Source organism: Acinetobacter sp. YH12254, from assembly GCF_013417415.1.
Taxonomy (GTDB): Bacteria; Pseudomonadota; Gammaproteobacteria; order Pseudomonadales; family Moraxellaceae; genus Acinetobacter; species Acinetobacter pseudolwoffii.
Genome location: NZ_VPEB01000003.1, coordinates 154,525 through 171,700, shown reverse-complemented (window position 1 = coordinate 171,700; position 17,176 = coordinate 154,525). Strand labels below are relative to the sequence as shown.

Genomic DNA, 17,176 nt, shown 5'->3' with positions numbered 1-17,176 from the left:
CGGTGAAGAAAGCACCGACATTCCAGTCCAAGCCAAAGTTGAAATCATCAACGGCAACTGGCATGTGAATGGTGTTGATACAGGTGTACAAGCTCAAGGTGCGACAGGTGCCACTGGTGCAGCAGGTCAAAACGGTTTAACACCATATATCGGTAGTAACGGCAACTGGTTTATTGGTACAACGGATACAGGTATTTCTGCAAAAGGCGTTGATGGTAAATCTGCATATGAGCTTTATGTTGAACAAGCCTCAGCAGCTGGTGAACCAGTTTTATCAGAAGCGGAGTGGCTTGAGTCTTTAAATGGTGCATCAGGCTCAGCTGATTTAGTCACTAAGATTGAGTTGCTAAGTGATGAAAACAGTGATGGTAAAATTACAGCTGATGAACTTTCACCAGATTCTAAGATCAACATTAAAATCCATTTAGGAGAGGATGCTAAAGCAGGTGATATCATTAAGGCTAATGGTATTGAACGTGAGCTGACAGATGCTGATATTAGCGAAAAATCTGTCACGATTAATGATGTTCCAGTATTGGACGGATTCAACTTTATTAAAGTTGATGCTCAAAATGCCCAAAAGCAAACGGATGTCGAATTTACATTCTTTGACGTAGATAGTTCAGTCATTGGTACAGAGCGTGACATTGTCGAATCATTGACCTTCTTAAATGATGTTAATGAAGATGGCACGCTGAATGCAGCAGAGATGAGCGGAAAATTTTATACGTCGTTAAAAGTAACTCTTGGCAAAGATGCAAAAGTTGGCGATATTGTGTCTGTAAATGGCGATCGTTACGTATTGAATGATGCTGAAATTCAGGCAAAAGCATTGAACGTCTATATGCCAGTACGTGAAGGCCTGAATCCTGTAAAAGTGACTGCAACAGATGAATGGGATAATGTTGATTCTGTTTCTAGTTCAATTATTGTGGGTACATTAGCGCCAAGTGAACCGACTACAGCACCAGAAGCGTGGGATGACGTCCCTTTAATTCTTGGTTTAATCGAATCAAATGGTAAAACTAACGATAACAAACCAGAAATCAAAGGTTCTGGTCGTGTAGAAGGTGAGATTATTACCCTAACGATAAATGGTAAAGTTGTCGTTACGGATCAACCAATTATTGTTGGTCGTGACGGTACTTGGAGTTATACACCAACACAACCATTGAATGATGCAGAATATGTCGTGAGCTATACTGTTGCTAACAGTAATGGTGTAACACAGGGTTCATCACCTGAACTTAAGTTTACTATTGATACTGACACTGCCTCACAAGACGCGGTTATTCGTATTACAGAGATTGAAGGTGAAGCATTATTTATCCAAGATCAAAAACAAACGATAGTTGTGAATGAAAGCCAGCAAAAAGATGGCAAGATCACAATTCAAGGCGATGTATCTGGTATCGCAACTGCTGCTGGTGATGCATTAAAAGAAGTTGTGGTGAGCATTACCAATAAAGGTGTGACACAGCAAGTAACCGTCGTGGCTGATAAAGATGGTAAATGGACAGCTGATGTTTCAACAACCGGTCTAAAACTCGAACATGGTGATCAACCTTCAGTTCAAGCCATTGCTGTTATTGTAGATGATGCAGGTAATACTTTAAAACTTCCAGTTACAGAAGGTTTCACACTTGATATCCAAGTATTAGATCCGGCATCTGATCTTGATGAATTGCATGTAATTACAGAAGTTGAAGGGACTGACTTTAAGGTTGATGCCTCTGAAGTTGAAGATGGTTATGTGACTGTTAAAGGTCAAATTGCTGCATTACCTAGTGATGTGAATGTTGCTGATCTCAAGGTTTCTATTCTGATCAATGGTAATGTGGTTGAACGTCAAATTGATTTAACAGCATTAAATCAGAATCAAGCAAAAGACGGTTTTGTTTGGACAAAAGATGCAAATGGTAATATCAATTGGTCTCTTGATTTTAATGTGAGTGAAATTAGTCTAGTAGACGGCATTGCAAATGTGAATGCGGTTGCAGGTCTTAAAGATGCTGAAGGAAATACACTAGATCTAAATGCCTCTAAAGAATTTAATGTTGAGTTAGGTTTGACTGAACCAGATGAAGTTGAGTTAGGTACAGGTGTAGGTGAACATACATTCGAAGGAAACGCAGGAAAATTCACATTTGCTGGTTTGTTAGGAAACATTGGTGGTGGTATTAGTTTAGAGGGAGAAGATCAAGCTGCTGTTGAAGGCTCAATTGGTGTAGTCCAACCATCAGAACCATCAGAACCATCAGAACCATCAGAACCATCAGAACCATCAGAACCATCAGAACCATCAGAACCATCAGAACCATCAGAACCATCAGAACCATCAGCACAGCGTATGATGACCTTCAGTGCAGGTGCTAAAGTAGATGAGCCGATTAAAGTGAAAAGTGCTGCAATTGGTGAAATTCGTGCGGAATTTACTAATGTAGGTTTATTGACTGTTGCGAAAGGTTACGGTATTCAATTGCAAAAGTGGAGTGAAGCGTCTCAGAAATGGGAAGCGGTTATGTCTGCTCCATTGAGTGGTAATGGGGTTGTTGCTTCATTAGGTACACAATACGCATTAGGTTCAGTGAAAAATAAGAACTATGAGGTTACTTTCAGTGGACTAACAGAAGGCGATTATCGCGTTGTTCCTTATAAGTCTGATAGTGTATTAACTGAGGCAATTAAAGATATTCGTTTAGGGGCATTAGGAGATGGTGGTTTACTTGGTGAAAATAACCAAGAAATTATATTAGATTTAGTCGCTAAAATTTTGGATCCAGACAGTCCATCAACTGCGGGATTGAAAAAGCTTTTAGAAGATACGCTTGAGGTTTTAAATGTACTGACTTTACCAGTATCACGTTTATTACATGAGATTTTGAATCTTCCTGTAATCAAGGACGTGGTGGGATTAGTTGATCGTATCGTGGATAAAGTTGTTGCTCAGCTCGTAAGTAACACATTAACTTTATTTGAAAAAACTCAGCTTTCTGTTGAGTTCAAGTCTTACTTCTATGAGGACTCTGAACGTTCTGGTAATGTCTTAGCAAATGACTTTAATAAGGTTCTCGATGAACTTTCAATAGTTGAGGTCTCTAATCAATTCGGTAAAGTCTATCAATTTACCTCTGAAGATAAGGCAAAATCCGTTCAGTTGGTGGGTCAACATGGTATTTTGACGATTGCACAAGATGGTTCATACACATACAAATTAAATTCGTCAGCCCATGCGAAAGATGCTCAAGGCAACTTAATCGGTAAAACTGACGTATTTACATATACTGCGACGAATGGAAAATTAACTCATCAAAATAAACTGACGATTGATATTAATGGCGGAGCAGTCACTGAGATTGTTGCTTATGATGATGTGAATCATTTAACACTTGCAGTTGATCCAAGTGTAGAGAGTCAACCTCTAGTTTCTAAATCAACATTCAATGTAGCCTATATTGGCTTGGGTAGTGTGCTCGATTTAGGTTTAATTGACCCCCAAAACCGTTTTGAGATTAATGTTGCAGAAAATACAGAACGTTTAATTACCTTTAAAGCTGAAACAGGTGGTGTGCAAATACTCGCTGATTTTGATCTATTTATTTATAAATATGATGATATTACCAAGCAATATAAGCTCGACGATCAAGTTGAAGGTTGGTTTGGTGCAGCACTGTTAGGTGGTGTATCTGAAGAGCTCACAAAGAAATTGGATGCAGGGCAATATATTGTATTACTAGAGCCATCACGTGGTATCAATGCATTGTTTGGTTATACTTTAGAGACCACACGAGATTTATTATTGGATTACGTGAAACCAATTTCTGTCGCAGGTCAAGCAACAGGTAATGTAATCACGGATGTGAACAAAGACAATAAAGCAGATTTACTTCTCAATCCAGAAGTCACATACGTGATTTCTGCGAAAAGTGTGACACTTGAAAATTCCCAGACAGTCATGATTCAGGATGATCAAAACTTTGTGGGAACTAAAATTGATGGTAAATATGGTGCATTAACTTTATTTACCAATGGTGAATACACCTATACAGCATTTGAAACGAAAAACTTCAACTATGGTGACGTCGATCGTTTCGAATATACCATCTATGATCCAATTTCAGGTCAAATGACGAAGGCAAACCTCGACATTACGTTGAATCTACACGATGTTGAATTAGACGTAGATACTGTGATTGCCCACATGAACGTTGAGGCTTCGGAGTTAACAGTTATTTTCTCAGAAAAGTACGAGCCAGCGGATCCTGAAACGATTGCAATCAAAGAGCTTTTAGGTGATGGCAAAGCATCAGCAACATCATTTGGCGTTGCAGGTGTTGGTTTAGGGAATGTGTTGGATGTGAATGTCATCGGTTCAAGCAATGCGATTAACTTAAATGTTGGTGCAGGTAAAGTGATTGAAACCGTGTTCTCCGCAACAGGCACCTCTGCAGTAGGGGTTGCAGCAATCTCAGACTTTGCAATTTATAAGTTGAATGAGAAGACAAATCAGTGGGAGTTATACCATTTCCAAGATAAATTCTTGATCGTTCCACTATCTGTACTCGGTATTCCTTTGGGCGGTATTCATAATGATCCGTTCACACTGGCATTAACAGAAGGTCAATATAAAGCATTCCTCACAGATCGTGGTGTGAAAGTTTTGGGTGGCTCAACCCTCAAATTGGATAGTGCAGTAGTGGCTGATTATTACAAGCCTAAAGAAACTGATGATGGATATGCATATGAAGCAATCGCTGAAGGTCATTTAGTTGAGCTGGAAGCAGATCAAATTGAAATGATTCAAGTTGATGGTCAAAAGTTCACTGGTGAAAGTTTAGATATCAAAGGTGAGTTTGGTACATTGACTGTGGCGAAAGATGGTTCATATACATACACAGTTGATACAACTTCGCAGAAGCCAAACTATGGTGCTATCGATACCTTTACATATGTTTATAAAGACTTATTAACAGGTGAGACAGCTGTTTCTGCAATCAATGTGAAAATTGGTAGTGTAGATGCACAACGTGATGTACTTGATATCAATGGGCAGCCTTCATCGACTAAAGCAGGTATGGTTCTTCGTCATGATGATTTTGTAGATCAAAAAGTTGTGTATAAAGATGATTTATACGCACCTGCTAAGAATGAAGTAAAAGAAACAGCGATTGAGTTTACGATTGCACCGCATTCGCAATATTCAACGAATAGCCTCTATTTTAAATTTGATGCGAAAGCACAAGTTTCATGGCCATCTTATGATGTAAAAATTTCTTATGACTTGATCCGTCTTACTACTGATGAACAAGGTAATCAAGTCAGAGAAGTTGTACGTACAGATGTATCAACTAAAAAAGGTGGTACTTCTTTAGAGTTTATGGCAGAAGATCTTAAAGCGGGTTATTACATCTTAGAAATGAAAGTGCACGGTGTGCTCGGTTCTCGTATTGATTATCAATATGAAATCAAAGGAACTCAAGATTATCAAGATCGTTGGATGGCAGATCCTGATTACAACTATGCTGATGAAGCAAATGTTATCAAAGGTAATTTACTTGAAAATGATATCTTTAGTGAAGGTTTAAAAGACCAGACGATTCTGAAAGTCGGTAATAAAGTACTTTCTTTAGATCCAATCGTGGGTGCTAAAACGATTACGGTTGAAGGTCTATACGGTACATTCGTTATTGATAAATCAGGTGCTTATACCTATACACCAAATGGTCAAGGTGGTGGTCGTGAGATTATGACTTATGAGCTGATATCTCCAACTGGTGAAACTGATAAATCTACCATTGAAATTGATGTCGCTAAGATCGTCAAAGGTTCAAATATCATTGAATATGTCTATAGCGATTCAGCGAATGATGTTTATACGATGGGAGGCGGTAGTGATACTGTGATCTTTGACTTGCTGAACCAACACGACAAGTTGGGTGGTAATGGTCATGATGTTTGGACTGACTTTACGGTAGGCGATATACGTCAGAAGGTAAATGAGCTAGATAACTCAGCTTATAATGTAAATGCTGACAAGATTGATATTTCTGCACTGTTAGCAGATCAAAAATCTGAAGGCGGTAGTATTGACCTAGCGAAATTTGTATCTGTTGAAGTCAAAGATGGTCATACGATTATTAGTATTGACCGAGATGGCGAGACAGTTGTTGATGACAGCGGAAAAGCGATCTCAGGTAATCAATATGCAATGACAGAATTGCTGACATTGAATAACGTTGAGACGACACTTGCTGATTTGTTGAAAAACAATCAAATCATCTATTAATTCGCCAATAGGGTGGGAGCATTTGCTTTCACCCTATGCTTCGCCATTTTTAAATATTGAGCAAACTATGAAAAAATTATTTGTGAGTATTGCACTCCTGACTTCAATCAGTGCATTTACGCATGCCAATACGGCTGTAGGGGATTCGGTAAAACTAGGTAAACTTCAAGGCCGATATGCTTTAGATTGTTCAAAGCAAAAAGCTCATAGCTTATCTTATGTGATTGGTGAAAAAAGCATTTTGCGCTTAATTTCTGCTAAGCAAAAGCGTGCTTTATTAAAGTCAATTGAGCCTAAGTCTGAAAAAACTTTTGAAGATTATCAATATATAACTACCGCCGAGTACCAAGGGACTACGGTAGATTTCTACCAGAAAGATCATCAGAACTATGCGCGTGTTTTAAATACCAGCCTGATTAATCCATTAGGTCCAAAAACCAAACAGATGTTAATACAGTGCAAAACAGAAGCTAAATCCTGATATCTAAAAAGACCAGCAATAGCTGGTCTTTTTATACAATATAGAAATAACAGCAGAAAAAGCCTTGAAAACTTTTCTTAAAACTTTATGAAAAATAATGCTTAGGTTAAGATGAGCCATCATTTGTAAAAGCATTCTAGAAGACCTATGCAACCATTTGTTCTATATAACTCAGAGCAACGTAAAAAAGTAGAATTTGTACCTCGTAAAGAAGGTCAGATTGATCTGTATGTCTGTGGGATGACGGTCTATGACTACTGTCATATCGGACATGCACGCACAGTGGTTGCATTTGACTATATTATCCGTTTCCTGCGCAGTCAGGGCTGGAAAGTAAAATACGTACGCAATATCACTGACATTGACGACAAGATTATTAAACGTGCCAATGAAAATGGGGAAAGCATTTCATCACTGACCAGCCGTTTTATTGATGCCATGAATGAAGACTTTGCCAAATTAGGCTGTCTTGCACCGGATGAAGCACCAAAAGCCACTGATTACATAAATCAGATGCAAAACATGATTGGTACGCTGGTGGAAAAAGGGACTGCATATCCGGCAAATAATGGCGATGTTTACTTCGAGGTTGAAAAATTCGCCAAATACGGGCGTCTCTCAGGCCGTAAACTGGAAGATATGCAGGCAGGCGCTTCTGAACGTGTAGACGTCGAAGTTGAGAAAAAACACCCGTTTGACTTTGTACTTTGGAAACATGCCAAAGAAAATGAACCTTCTTGGGCATCACCATGGGGCAATGGTCGTCCAGGCTGGCATATTGAATGCTCTGCGATGTCAACTTGCTGCCTAGGCAATCATTTTGATATTCATGGCGGTGGTGCTGACTTAAGCTTCCCGCATCATGAAAACGAGATTGCACAGTCAGAAGCAGCCACTGGCGAACAGTATGTAAATTACTGGATGCATGCCGGCTTCATCAATGTTGATGGTGAAAAGATGTCGAAGTCTTTGGGTAACTTCTTTACCATCCGTGATGTGATTGAAAAATTCCATCCAGAAGTAGTGCGTTACTTTATCGTATCTTCACACTACCGTAGCCCGGTGAACTATTCTGATGTAGCCTTAAAAGAAGCGAAAAATACGCTGATGCGTTTCTATCATTCTTTTAAAGCTTATCAGGCAGTATATGGCGAACAGCTGGTTGATACGTTAGATCAAGACTTTGTTGAGCGTTTTAATACAGCCATGCGAGATGACTTCAATACGCCAGAAGCCATTGCTGTATTATTTGAACTGAATAAAGAGCTGAACCGTGCAGTAAAAGATCAGAATCAGGAACAGGCTGCTGTTTATTATTCTACTCTGCGCCATCTCACCAATATTCTGGGTCTGGTACAGCACAATGTCGACGAATTCTTAAAGTCTGATATTGGTCAGGAAGCTTTAGGCTTGTCTGAAGAGCAGATTGAAGATCTGATCCAGCAACGTAAAGATGCCAAAAAAGAGAAAAACTTTGCTCGTGCCGATGAAATCCGCCAGTCTTTATTAGACCAAGGAGTGGTGCTGGAAGATACCCGTCAAGGAACTGTATGGCGTCGTGCTGATTAATTCGACAGTTGAATCAATAGAGAGTTGACAGTTAGCAGAAACTCTCTATAATTCACTCCCATATTGCGGGAATAGCTCAGTTGGTAGAGCACAACCTTGCCAAGGTTGGGGTCGCGAGTTCGAGTCTCGTTTCCCGCTCCAAAATTCAAAAAACCCTGATCGAAAGATTGGGGTTTTTTATTGCCTACGCAAAATAAAAAGGAAAATCAGAACTGATTAACATAATGAAATTCTGAATAATGAAGAGCTTTTGGTCAGGAAAATTTCTAAACATTCTGTTTAAGTTTTATGAAAAGCTCTACATTTTGAAACCTGACATTTGCATAGATATGATAAAATTGCGAAAATTATTTTTTGCTAGACTGAGTCAACTCTATATAGAGTTAAGGTAAACCTACTTTGAACCCACCAAATATGCCAAATCAAATAGACTTCCAGAAAGTTGCACTTGAAACCTTGCGTATCGAAGAACAAGCATTACAGATTTTAGCCACACAGATTGATGGCCGTTTTAGCCGGGCCTGTGAAATTATTCTACAGTGTACTGGCCGTCTGGTAATTACCGGAATGGGCAAATCAGGTCATATTGGCCGTAAAATGGCGGCGACCTTTGCTTCGACCGGAACACCCTCATTCTTTATGCATCCGGGTGAAGCCGGTCATGGCGACTTGGGAATGCTGGTCGCGGGTGATGTGCTGATTGCGATTTCAAACTCAGGCAAGAGTGATGAGATCATGATGCTGATGCCACTCATCAAACATCTTGAAATTCCTTTAATTACCATTAGCGGCGATGAGCGTGGCCCAATGCCACAAAATGCCGATGTGGCTTTGACTCTGGGCAATATTCAGGAAGCCTGTCCGCTCGGGTTGGCACCCACCTCATCAACGACTGCCACCTTGGCCTTAGGCGATGCTTTGGCTGTGGCGTTACTGGATGCGCGTGGTTTTACTTCAGATGATTTCGCCCGCTCGCATCCCGCCGGAGCTTTGGGTAAGCGCTTGTTATTACATGTAAAACACCTGATGCGTACGGGTAATGATTTACCTAAAGTTTCACCAGATACCGCCATGAACAAAGTATTGTATGAAATTTCCAACAAACGTCTGGGATTGACCACGGTCGTAGATGCAAATGATGTCTTGCTGGGGATTTTTACCGATGGTGACTTGCGTCGTTTAATTGATAAACAGCAAGGTTTTGATGTCAATCTGGCGATTCAGGACGTGATGACCAAGAATCCGCTTACGATTTCTCAGGAAGCACGTGCAGTCGTGGCACTGGAACGTATGAATGAACGTAAAATCAACCAGTTTGTAGTGGTTGATGAGGCCAATAAAGTGATTGGTGTGATTAGTATGCATGACCTGATTCAGGCTGGGGTAAATTAATAAATGGCATCTTATGTATTATTAGAGCAGGCACGTCATATTGCAGCATTAGTGCTTGATGTAGATGGTATTTTAAGTGACGGCTTTGTAACGCTGACCAATACTGGTGATGAAATCAAATCATTCGATATCCGCGATGGTCTGGGCATGAAACTGGTTCAGCAGGCTGGAATCAATGTGATTATTATCACTGGCCGTAAAAGTAATATTGTCGAAAAACGAATGTCGGATCTGGGTGTGGATCTGGTCTATCAGGGCCGTGAAGATAAAGGCACAGCACTACGCGAAGCATGTGCACAGCTCAATATCGACCCTGAAGACTGCTTATATATGGGCGATGACTGGCCTGATCTGTCTGCTTTTGCCATTGCTGGCATGAAAGTGACCGTACCGAATGGTCATGTCGAAGTTCGTCGCCGTGCAGATCTGGTGACTCAGGCGCTGGGTGGCCGTGGTGCAGTACGTGAAATCTGCGATATGCTGCTGATGTCCAAAGGCGTATACCAAGAGTTACTTGAAAAATATACTCGTGCGCCTTATTAATAAGTCATATCTTTTGGATTAAGTACACCGCTTATGGATACTAAAGTTTTATATATTACGGCTGTGATGATTGCCGCAATAAGTGGTGGTTATTATTATTACAGTGGCAAGGGCAATAAGCTGCAGACGGACTCCGCGCGCAGCATGACCTATTCCGCTCAAGAGATTAACTTAACCCAGACAGATGAATCAGGTATGTTATCGGTTCGCGCCCAAGTGGATCGACTTGAGCAGAACCTGCAGCAACAGACCTCCAAACTGGAAAACCTGCAAGCTTCGACCTATGACAATGCTCAAGTCGATGCGACTTTCTCTGCCAAAATGGCGCATGGCTATGATGACAATACAAAAGTTGTACTCTCTCAAGAAGTGCTTGCCACCAAAATCATGCAAAATGGACAGTTAGAGTTCCGTACTGAGGAGCTGACGGCTTTTCCAAAAACACGTGAAATTGAAACTGATAAAACGGTGATCGTGGAGTCTCCACAGGCTGAATTTATCAGCCAGGGTCTTAAAGCCAATCTTAATGATGGTCAATACGAATTCTTTAATATTCGAGGAAAGTATGAACCAAATTCCTAAAGTCAAAATGATGCACACTTTCCTGAAGCGCACTGCGCTGGCGACTGTGATTGGACTTGCTTCAATCGCGGCCTTCGCCTTGCCATCTGACCGTAACCAGCCGATCACCTTACTGGCGGATCGCGCGACTTTTAATGAGCGTACTGGGGTGACGACCTATTCTGGCAATGTCATCATTGAACAGGGCACCATGAAGCTGCAAGCCAATTCAATTGTGGCCAATCTGAACAATAAGCGCCAGATTAGCCTGATTACGGCTACCGGTAGCCCGACACAGTTCCAGCAAAAAGTAGATGCCTCCAAAGGTCTAACCAAAGGTCAGGCTCAGAAAATTGTCTACAATGCTGAAACCGGAATTATTACCCTGTCCGGTAATGCCTTATTGCAGCAGGATGGGGCCAGTATTCGTGGTGCGACTTTAAAATATAGTATGAATAAAGGTGATGTTGAAGCGATTGGTACACCGAATAAAACCGGTTCAGCTGAAGGTCGTGTAAAAATTGTGATTCCACCATCAGCTTCACAATCCTTTCCAGGAGCACGTGATTAATGGAACAATCGCAGCAAGTTCAAACCTTGACCATCAAACATCTGGCGAAAAATTATAATAAGCGCTGGGTGGTGAAAGATGTGTCTTTTAGTATGGAAAGTGGCCAGATTGTCGGATTGCTCGGCCCTAATGGTGCAGGTAAAACCACCAGCTTCTATATGGTCGTCGGTCTGGTACGTATGGATAAAGGTGAAATCTATCTGGATGATCTGGATCTTTCTGATCTGGCCATGCATGAACGGGCACGCAAGGGAATTGGCTATTTGCCGCAAGAAGCATCGATTTTCCGCAAGCTGACAATTTCACAAAATATTATGGCGATTCTGGAAACCCGCAAGGATTTGACCAAGGCTCAGCGTCAGCAACGTCTGGCGGAACTTTTGGCCGACTTTAAAATCACTCATATCAAAGATTCTTTAGGAATGAGTGTTTCCGGTGGTGAGCGACGCCGTGCCGAGATTGCTCGTGCATTGGCGGCAGATCCAAAATTTATGTTACTCGATGAACCTTTTGCTGGTGTCGACCCGATCTCGGTTGGTGATATTAAAGATATCATCACCACTTTGAAAGATCGTGGGATTGGGGTATTGATTACCGATCATAATGTGCGTGAAACGCTGGCGATTTGTGAACATGCTTATATTGTGAGTGAGGGAGCATTGCTTGCTGAAGGTACGCCAGCAGAAATTCTGGCCAATGAAACAGTAAGAAAAGTTTATTTAGGTGATGATTTTACCGTATAAACAGCTTTTATGTCTGTAAGATACCCACATCACGGCACCAATTGTCGGATGAGGGTTTTTTTTCATCAAATCAACGTTAAAAAAGTATCTTTTACAACGATTTGATATATTGTTAAGCTAAAATACGAAACATTAATTATTATGCGATTTAGGGTACACATAAAAAATGTTCAGGGGAAAACCGATAAAAAAAGGGGGATCTTCATGAGTCTTCTTTTGCCTTTATCTATTTCCTTGGCACATGCAGAAACTTCGCAAAACCATTTTGCAAATATTAAAAACGGTTTAAGTAAACTGATTGCACCAGAGCCAACAGGGTCAGCGCATTCAGTTGATATTACGTCACTCAGTCGCTACTCATTAGACACTTCTCAGGTAGCTGAACTGCCACAGATTACCCAGCCACAACAGGGACAGTCTGCTACCAGCCCTATCGTGGCTCCTATTCCACAAAAGATGAATGTGGTGGAAGCGATCCATACCGCAGTTCAGCGACGTCCTGAAATTAGCCAGAGTATTTCTACCCTGTCTGCACAGGCGGCCAATATTGATGTGGCAAAAGCAGCCTATTATCCGCAGTTATCGGGCGGATTGGGGACCGGTGATCTGACCTCGGGTGAGCGTGGACGTCAAGTGGTTTCCTTAAATGCAACACAGATGCTGTATGACTTTGGCAAGATCAAAACCAATGTCAGTATCGAGGAAGCCAGATTGGCAGAAGAGCAGGCAAGGGTGCTGGTCAGTCTGGATCAGGTGGCTTTTGAAGTGGCAGATGCGATTGTTAATATCAAGCGTTATCAGGAAATTACCAAAATTGCCCAGCAACAGATTCAGGGCATTGGACGGATTGCAGAAATTGCCAATTTGCGTGCCCGTGCCGGTATCAGCAGTCAGGCCGATCCAATTCAGGCTCAGTCCAATCTGGAAGCGGCACAATCGAACCTGCTGGTGCAGCAGACCCAGCTCAGACAATATCAGCAACGTTTACGCACTTTGCTGGGGTTTGATGTGTCTGCGGTGGAATGGGAGATTCCAGAACGTATTGTGGCGCAGGCCGATCTGTATCAGGATCCGGAATTTACCCAGATTCCCAATATGATTCTGGCACAATCGGGTGTAGAGGTTGCACGCTTTCAAAAAGATCAGGCACGTTTAAGTCGTTATCCAAGCATTCATCTGAAAGGCAGTTTAAGTCAGGCTGTTAATGGGCGAAATCCGAATAATAATGAAGATGACGGCTTTTATAATTCAATCATGATTGAAGCCAGCAGTAATTTTTATCAGGGTGGCGCAGCACGCTCTCAGGCACGTTCTGCCAGTTATGCCGAAGAAGCTGCACGTGCGCAGGTCAATACGGTTTATCTGGATGTACTGGATCAGGTTCGCTTGATTCGTGAGCAGATTGAAAATAAGCAAAAACAAATGGGAGTTTTATCCCAACGTCGTGCAACCACGGTACGAACCAAAGAGCTGTATCAAGAACAATATAAATTGGGTACCCGAACCGTGGTGGATTTGCTCAACGCAGAACAGGCGATTCATAGTGCAGCACAGGAAATTGAATCTGCGCGCTATGACATCTATTCGGCGATTGTGCAATATATTCAGGTTACCGGCCGTACACGGGATATTTACGCGCTTAACCGTATTTCTATTCAGGGGTTTGAAGTTCAGCCATGAGTACTACAATAAATTATCAACCGTGGCTTAAAGCGGTTTTGAATATTGCCAGACATTACCGGATTGAACCTTCTGAGGAGCGGATTCGTCTGCAACTGGACTGGAACCAGCATCATGACATCGACGAGATGCTCAAAATTGTCAGCCGGCAGATTGGTTTAAATGTCCGTAAAAATAAATTTGACAGCAGCTTGCTGAATCCGTGGCGTTTGCCTTTGCTGGTGGAGTTTGAGAGTGGGGATGTGGGTGTGATTGAACGCATCGACACCCAAGCTAACGTCAGTATACAGCTCAGTGGCGATGAAGGCTTGTCTCAAAGTTTCACGGTTGAACAGTTAGAGACGGGCGTAAAGCATCTGTATGTTCTGCGTCCCGAATCTTCTGTGCCGGATGCGCGGGTGGATGAATATATCAAGCCGTTCGAGAAAAACTGGTTCTGGTCAATTGTCTTGAATGACTGGAAACGTTATATCGATGTCATGTTCGCCTCTTTAATCGCGAATATTCTGGCACTGGCCACGATTGTTTTCTCGATGAACGTGTATGACCGCGTGATTCCATCACAATCGATTCCTACCTTATGGGTTTTGGCTGGCGGTGTGCTGATTGCGGCAATTTTCGAGTTTGTTTTACGCGTCTCCCGAATCTATCTGTCAGACATTATTGGTAAACGTGCTGATCTGAAAATTTCGGATCGGGTATTTGGCCATTCTTTGCGCATCAAAAATAGTGAACGTTCCAAATCGACTGGTACCTTTATCTCGCAGATTCGGGAACTGGAAGGGGTACGCGAACTGGTCACTTCAACCACAGTGACTGCGATTGCCGACCTGCCATTTTTCTTCCTGTTCTTAGGGATTTTCTGGGTGATTGGCGGCAACCTGTTCTGGGTGATGCTGCTGGTGGTGCCACTGATGATTCTGCCTGGCATTCTGGCGCAGAAAAAACTGGCAGAACTGGCTCAGCTGGGCATGCGTGAATCTGCCATCCGTAATGCCTTGCTGGTAGAAGCCGTGCAAGGGATTGAAGATATCAAGCTGCTCAGAGCTGAAACACGCTTCCAGAATCAGTGGAACCATATGAATGAAGTTTCAGCCGATGTCAGCATGCAGCAACGTAAGATTGTGGGTTTGATGACGGCCTGGACCCAAAAAATCCAAGGCTTGACCTTTGCCATTGTGGTATTGGTCGGTGCTTTTGCGGTGATGGACGGCGAGATGACCACAGGTGCATTGGTGGCCTGTTCGATTCTGTCTTCACGAATGCTGGCACCCATTTCACAAATTACTGGCGTGTTGGGTCGTCTGCAACAGGCCAAAGTGGCCAAAGCCGGTCTGGATGAGTTGATGAAAAAATCGGTCGATCAGCCGGATTATTCTCATCTGATTCATCGCCCAGCTCTGGATGGTCATTATGAACTCAGTGGTGTGGTATTCAAGTACGGTGAAGATGATCCAAAACCAAGCCTGATGATTCCAAAGCTTGAAATCAAACCGGGTGAAAAGATTGCGATTCTGGGCCGTAACGGTGCCGGGAAATCAACCTTGTTGCAGCTCTTGTCCGGGATGCAGACGCCATTACAGGGCAAGGTCAAACTGGATGGTATTGATTTAACCCTGATCGATCCTTCAGATGTACGCCGTGATATGGGCTTGCTGAACCAGAACTCGCAGCTATTTTATGGTTCGATTCGTGAAAATCTCAGCTTGGGTGCGCCCTTGGCCACCGATCAGCAAATTCTGGAAGCGCTGCAAATCACGGGTGCATTCGCTTTTGTGCAGGAGAAAAAAGAAGGTCTGGATCATATCATTCTGGAAGGTGGTGTTGGTTTTTCTGGCGGTCAGCGTCAGGCGCTGTTGTTAACACGGTTATTGATCCGTCAACCGAAAATTCTACTGCTAGATGAGCCTACTGCTGCGATTGATGATGTGTCAGAAAAGCAGTTGATTGATCATCTTAAAAGTTATTTGAGCCATCGTACCATGGTGGTTGCGACGCATCGCCGTGCGGTACTGGAGCTGGTGGATCGTATTATTGTGGTGAATGATGGAAAAATTGTCATGGATGGTCCACGAGATCAGATCCTGAATCAGTCACAGGGTGGCAATAAGCGGGTTGTTGGAGCAAGTGCATGAGTGAACTCAAAGAACTAAAACGTTCAAGCAAAGTCAGCTTTCAGGAACCACCTTTACCGAAATCGAGTGTCATTATCTGGATTGTCGGCATTGGTTTATTGGTATTGCTGATCTGGGCCTGGTTATTTAGCCTGGAAGAAGTCTCTACCGGTACGGGTAAAGTGATTCCATCTTCTAAAGAGCAGGTGGTTCAGTCTTTAGAAGGCGGTATTTTGACCACGCTCAATGTTAGAGAAGGTGAAATTGTAGAGCGCGGCCAAGTGTTGGCTCAGCTCGACCCGACCCGTTTTGAATCCAATGTCGGTGAATCTGAATCCTTACTGATTTCATCACGTGCGACCTCAGCTCGCTTACGCGCGGAAGTGAGCGGTACGCCATTGGTATTTCCCGAAGAAGTCTTGAAATATCCAAAACTGGTGAAAGAAGAAACGGCACTGTATCAGTCACGTCGTGCCAATCTGGAGGAATCCGTGGCCGGTCTAGAACAGGCCTTGGTACTGGTACAGCAAGAGCTGGAAATGACAGCACCACTGGTGGCCAAAGGGGCAGCCAGTGAGGTTGAAGTACTGCGCTTAAAACGTGAAGCCAACGACCTGCGTAATCAAATGAATGATATTCGTAATCAATATTATGTGAGCGCGCGGGAAGAGCTGTCCAAAGCCAATACCGATGTGGAAACTCAGCAGCAGGTGGTACGCGGCAAGTCAGATACGTTGAGCCGGACTATTTTTAAATCACCGGTACGCGGTATCGTAAAAGAAATTGATGTGATGACCTTGGGCGGTGTGATTCCACAAAATGGAAAGCTGATGACCATCGTGCCACTCGACGAAAAACTACTGGTTGAAGCGCGGATTTCGCCACGTGATATTGCCTTTATTCGTCCAGATCAGGAAGCACTGGTTAAAATTACAGCATATGATTATTCAATCTATGGTGGGTTGAATGGTAAAGTTGCGATGATTTCACCAGACACCATCCGTGATGAAGTCAAGCAGGATCAGTTCTATTACCGGGTCTATATCCGCACGGACAGTGACAAACTGAATAATAATGCGGGTCAGGAGTTTAATATCACCCCAGGTATGGTGGCCACGGTAGACATTCGCACCGGTTCAAAAACTGTCATGGATTATCTGATCAAGCCATTCAACAAGGCCAAAGAAGCGTTGCGGGAACGCTAATCCTTTCAGGCCATTGAGTCAAACAATCGAG

11 protein-coding genes and 1 tRNA gene are annotated in these 17,176 nt (G+C 42.6%); all 12 read left to right on the top strand.

Annotation, left to right across the window (positions count from 1 at the left end; genetic code table 11):
* The first annotated feature begins 64 nt into the window (after window positions 1-64).
* The 12 genes from FTV29_RS03995 to FTV29_RS03940 all read left to right on the top strand — a co-directional run bounded on the left by FTV29_RS03995 (window position 65) and on the right by FTV29_RS03940 (window position 17,145).
* Window positions 65-6,286 carry a BapA/Bap/LapF family large adhesin gene (locus FTV29_RS03995; RefSeq protein ID WP_218946043.1) on the top strand — a complete coding sequence of 2,074 codons (6,222 nt, stop codon included), beginning with the start codon at window positions 65-67 and terminating at the stop codon, window positions 6,284-6,286.
* Between the two features lie 67 nt (window positions 6,287-6,353).
* Window positions 6,354-6,767 carry a hypothetical protein gene (locus FTV29_RS03990; RefSeq protein ID WP_180075110.1) on the top strand — a complete coding sequence of 138 codons (414 nt, stop codon included), beginning with the start codon at window positions 6,354-6,356 and terminating at the stop codon, window positions 6,765-6,767.
* 147 nt (window positions 6,768-6,914) lie between these two features.
* Entirely contained in the window at window positions 6,915-8,336 is a 1,422-nt protein-coding gene (cysS, locus tag FTV29_RS03985) for a cysteine--tRNA ligase (RefSeq protein WP_180075109.1), read from the top strand.
* Between the two features lie 65 nt (window positions 8,337-8,401).
* Window positions 8,402-8,477: transfer RNA gene (locus tag FTV29_RS03980), tRNA-Gly, on the top strand.
* Between the two features lie 273 nt (window positions 8,478-8,750).
* On the top strand, window positions 8,751-9,728 hold the full coding sequence (locus FTV29_RS03975; protein WP_180075108.1) for a KpsF/GutQ family sugar-phosphate isomerase: 978 nt from the start codon (window positions 8,751-8,753) through the stop codon (window positions 9,726-9,728).
* Between the two features lie 3 nt (window positions 9,729-9,731).
* A complete protein-coding gene (locus FTV29_RS03970; protein WP_180075107.1) occupies window positions 9,732-10,271 on the top strand; it encodes an HAD family hydrolase in 540 nt (179 codons plus the stop codon).
* A gap of 33 nt (window positions 10,272-10,304) precedes the next feature.
* On the top strand, window positions 10,305-10,853 hold the full coding sequence (gene lptC, locus FTV29_RS03965; RefSeq protein ID WP_180039828.1) for an LPS export ABC transporter periplasmic protein LptC: 549 nt from the start codon (window positions 10,305-10,307) through the stop codon (window positions 10,851-10,853).
* Entirely contained in the window at window positions 10,837-11,403 is a 567-nt protein-coding gene (gene lptA, locus FTV29_RS03960; protein WP_005171293.1) for a lipopolysaccharide transport periplasmic protein LptA, read from the top strand. Before lptC ends, lptA begins: the two co-directional genes overlap by 17 nt.
* Window positions 11,403-12,146, top strand: a complete 744-nt coding sequence (gene lptB / locus FTV29_RS03955; RefSeq protein ID WP_005096670.1) for an LPS export ABC transporter ATP-binding protein — start codon at window positions 11,403-11,405, stop codon at window positions 12,144-12,146. Before lptA ends, lptB begins: the two co-directional genes overlap by 1 nt.
* A gap of 141 nt (window positions 12,147-12,287) precedes the next feature.
* Window positions 12,288-13,826 carry a TolC family protein gene (locus tag FTV29_RS03950; RefSeq protein WP_180075106.1) on the top strand — a complete coding sequence of 513 codons (1,539 nt, stop codon included), beginning with the start codon at window positions 12,288-12,290 and terminating at the stop codon, window positions 13,824-13,826.
* A complete protein-coding gene (locus FTV29_RS03945) occupies window positions 13,823-15,961 on the top strand; it encodes a type I secretion system permease/ATPase (protein WP_005096672.1) in 2,139 nt (712 codons plus the stop codon). The genes FTV29_RS03950 and FTV29_RS03945 overlap by 4 nt, the downstream gene beginning before the upstream one ends.
* Window positions 15,958-17,145 carry an HlyD family efflux transporter periplasmic adaptor subunit gene (locus tag FTV29_RS03940; RefSeq protein WP_100534979.1) on the top strand — a complete coding sequence of 396 codons (1,188 nt, stop codon included), beginning with the start codon at window positions 15,958-15,960 and terminating at the stop codon, window positions 17,143-17,145. Before FTV29_RS03945 ends, FTV29_RS03940 begins: the two co-directional genes overlap by 4 nt.
* Window positions 17,146-17,176 lie beyond the last annotated feature (31 nt).

What these genes read in the sequence shown, in the direction of transcription:
- lptB (WP_005096670.1), top strand. Translation starts at nt 11,403, where the DNA reads ATGGAACAATCGCAGCAAGTTCAAACCTTGACCATCAAACATCTGGCG.
- FTV29_RS03940 (WP_100534979.1), top strand. Translation starts at nt 15,958, where the DNA reads ATGAGTGAACTCAAAGAACTAAAACGTTCAAGCAAAGTCAGCTTTCAG.
- FTV29_RS03950 (WP_180075106.1), top strand. Translation starts at nt 12,288, where the DNA reads ATGCGATTTAGGGTACACATAAAAAATGTTCAGGGGAAAACCGATAAA.
- FTV29_RS03945 (WP_005096672.1), top strand. Translation starts at nt 13,823, where the DNA reads ATGAGTACTACAATAAATTATCAACCGTGGCTTAAAGCGGTTTTGAAT.
- FTV29_RS03970 (WP_180075107.1), top strand. Translation starts at nt 9,732, where the DNA reads ATGGCATCTTATGTATTATTAGAGCAGGCACGTCATATTGCAGCATTA.
- lptC (WP_180039828.1), top strand. Translation starts at nt 10,305, where the DNA reads ATGGATACTAAAGTTTTATATATTACGGCTGTGATGATTGCCGCAATA.
- lptA (WP_005171293.1), top strand. Translation starts at nt 10,837, where the DNA reads ATGAACCAAATTCCTAAAGTCAAAATGATGCACACTTTCCTGAAGCGC.
- cysS (WP_180075109.1), top strand. Translation starts at nt 6,915, where the DNA reads ATGCAACCATTTGTTCTATATAACTCAGAGCAACGTAAAAAAGTAGAA.
- FTV29_RS03975 (WP_180075108.1), top strand. Translation starts at nt 8,751, where the DNA reads ATGCCAAATCAAATAGACTTCCAGAAAGTTGCACTTGAAACCTTGCGT.
- FTV29_RS03990 (WP_180075110.1), top strand. Translation starts at nt 6,354, where the DNA reads ATGAAAAAATTATTTGTGAGTATTGCACTCCTGACTTCAATCAGTGCA.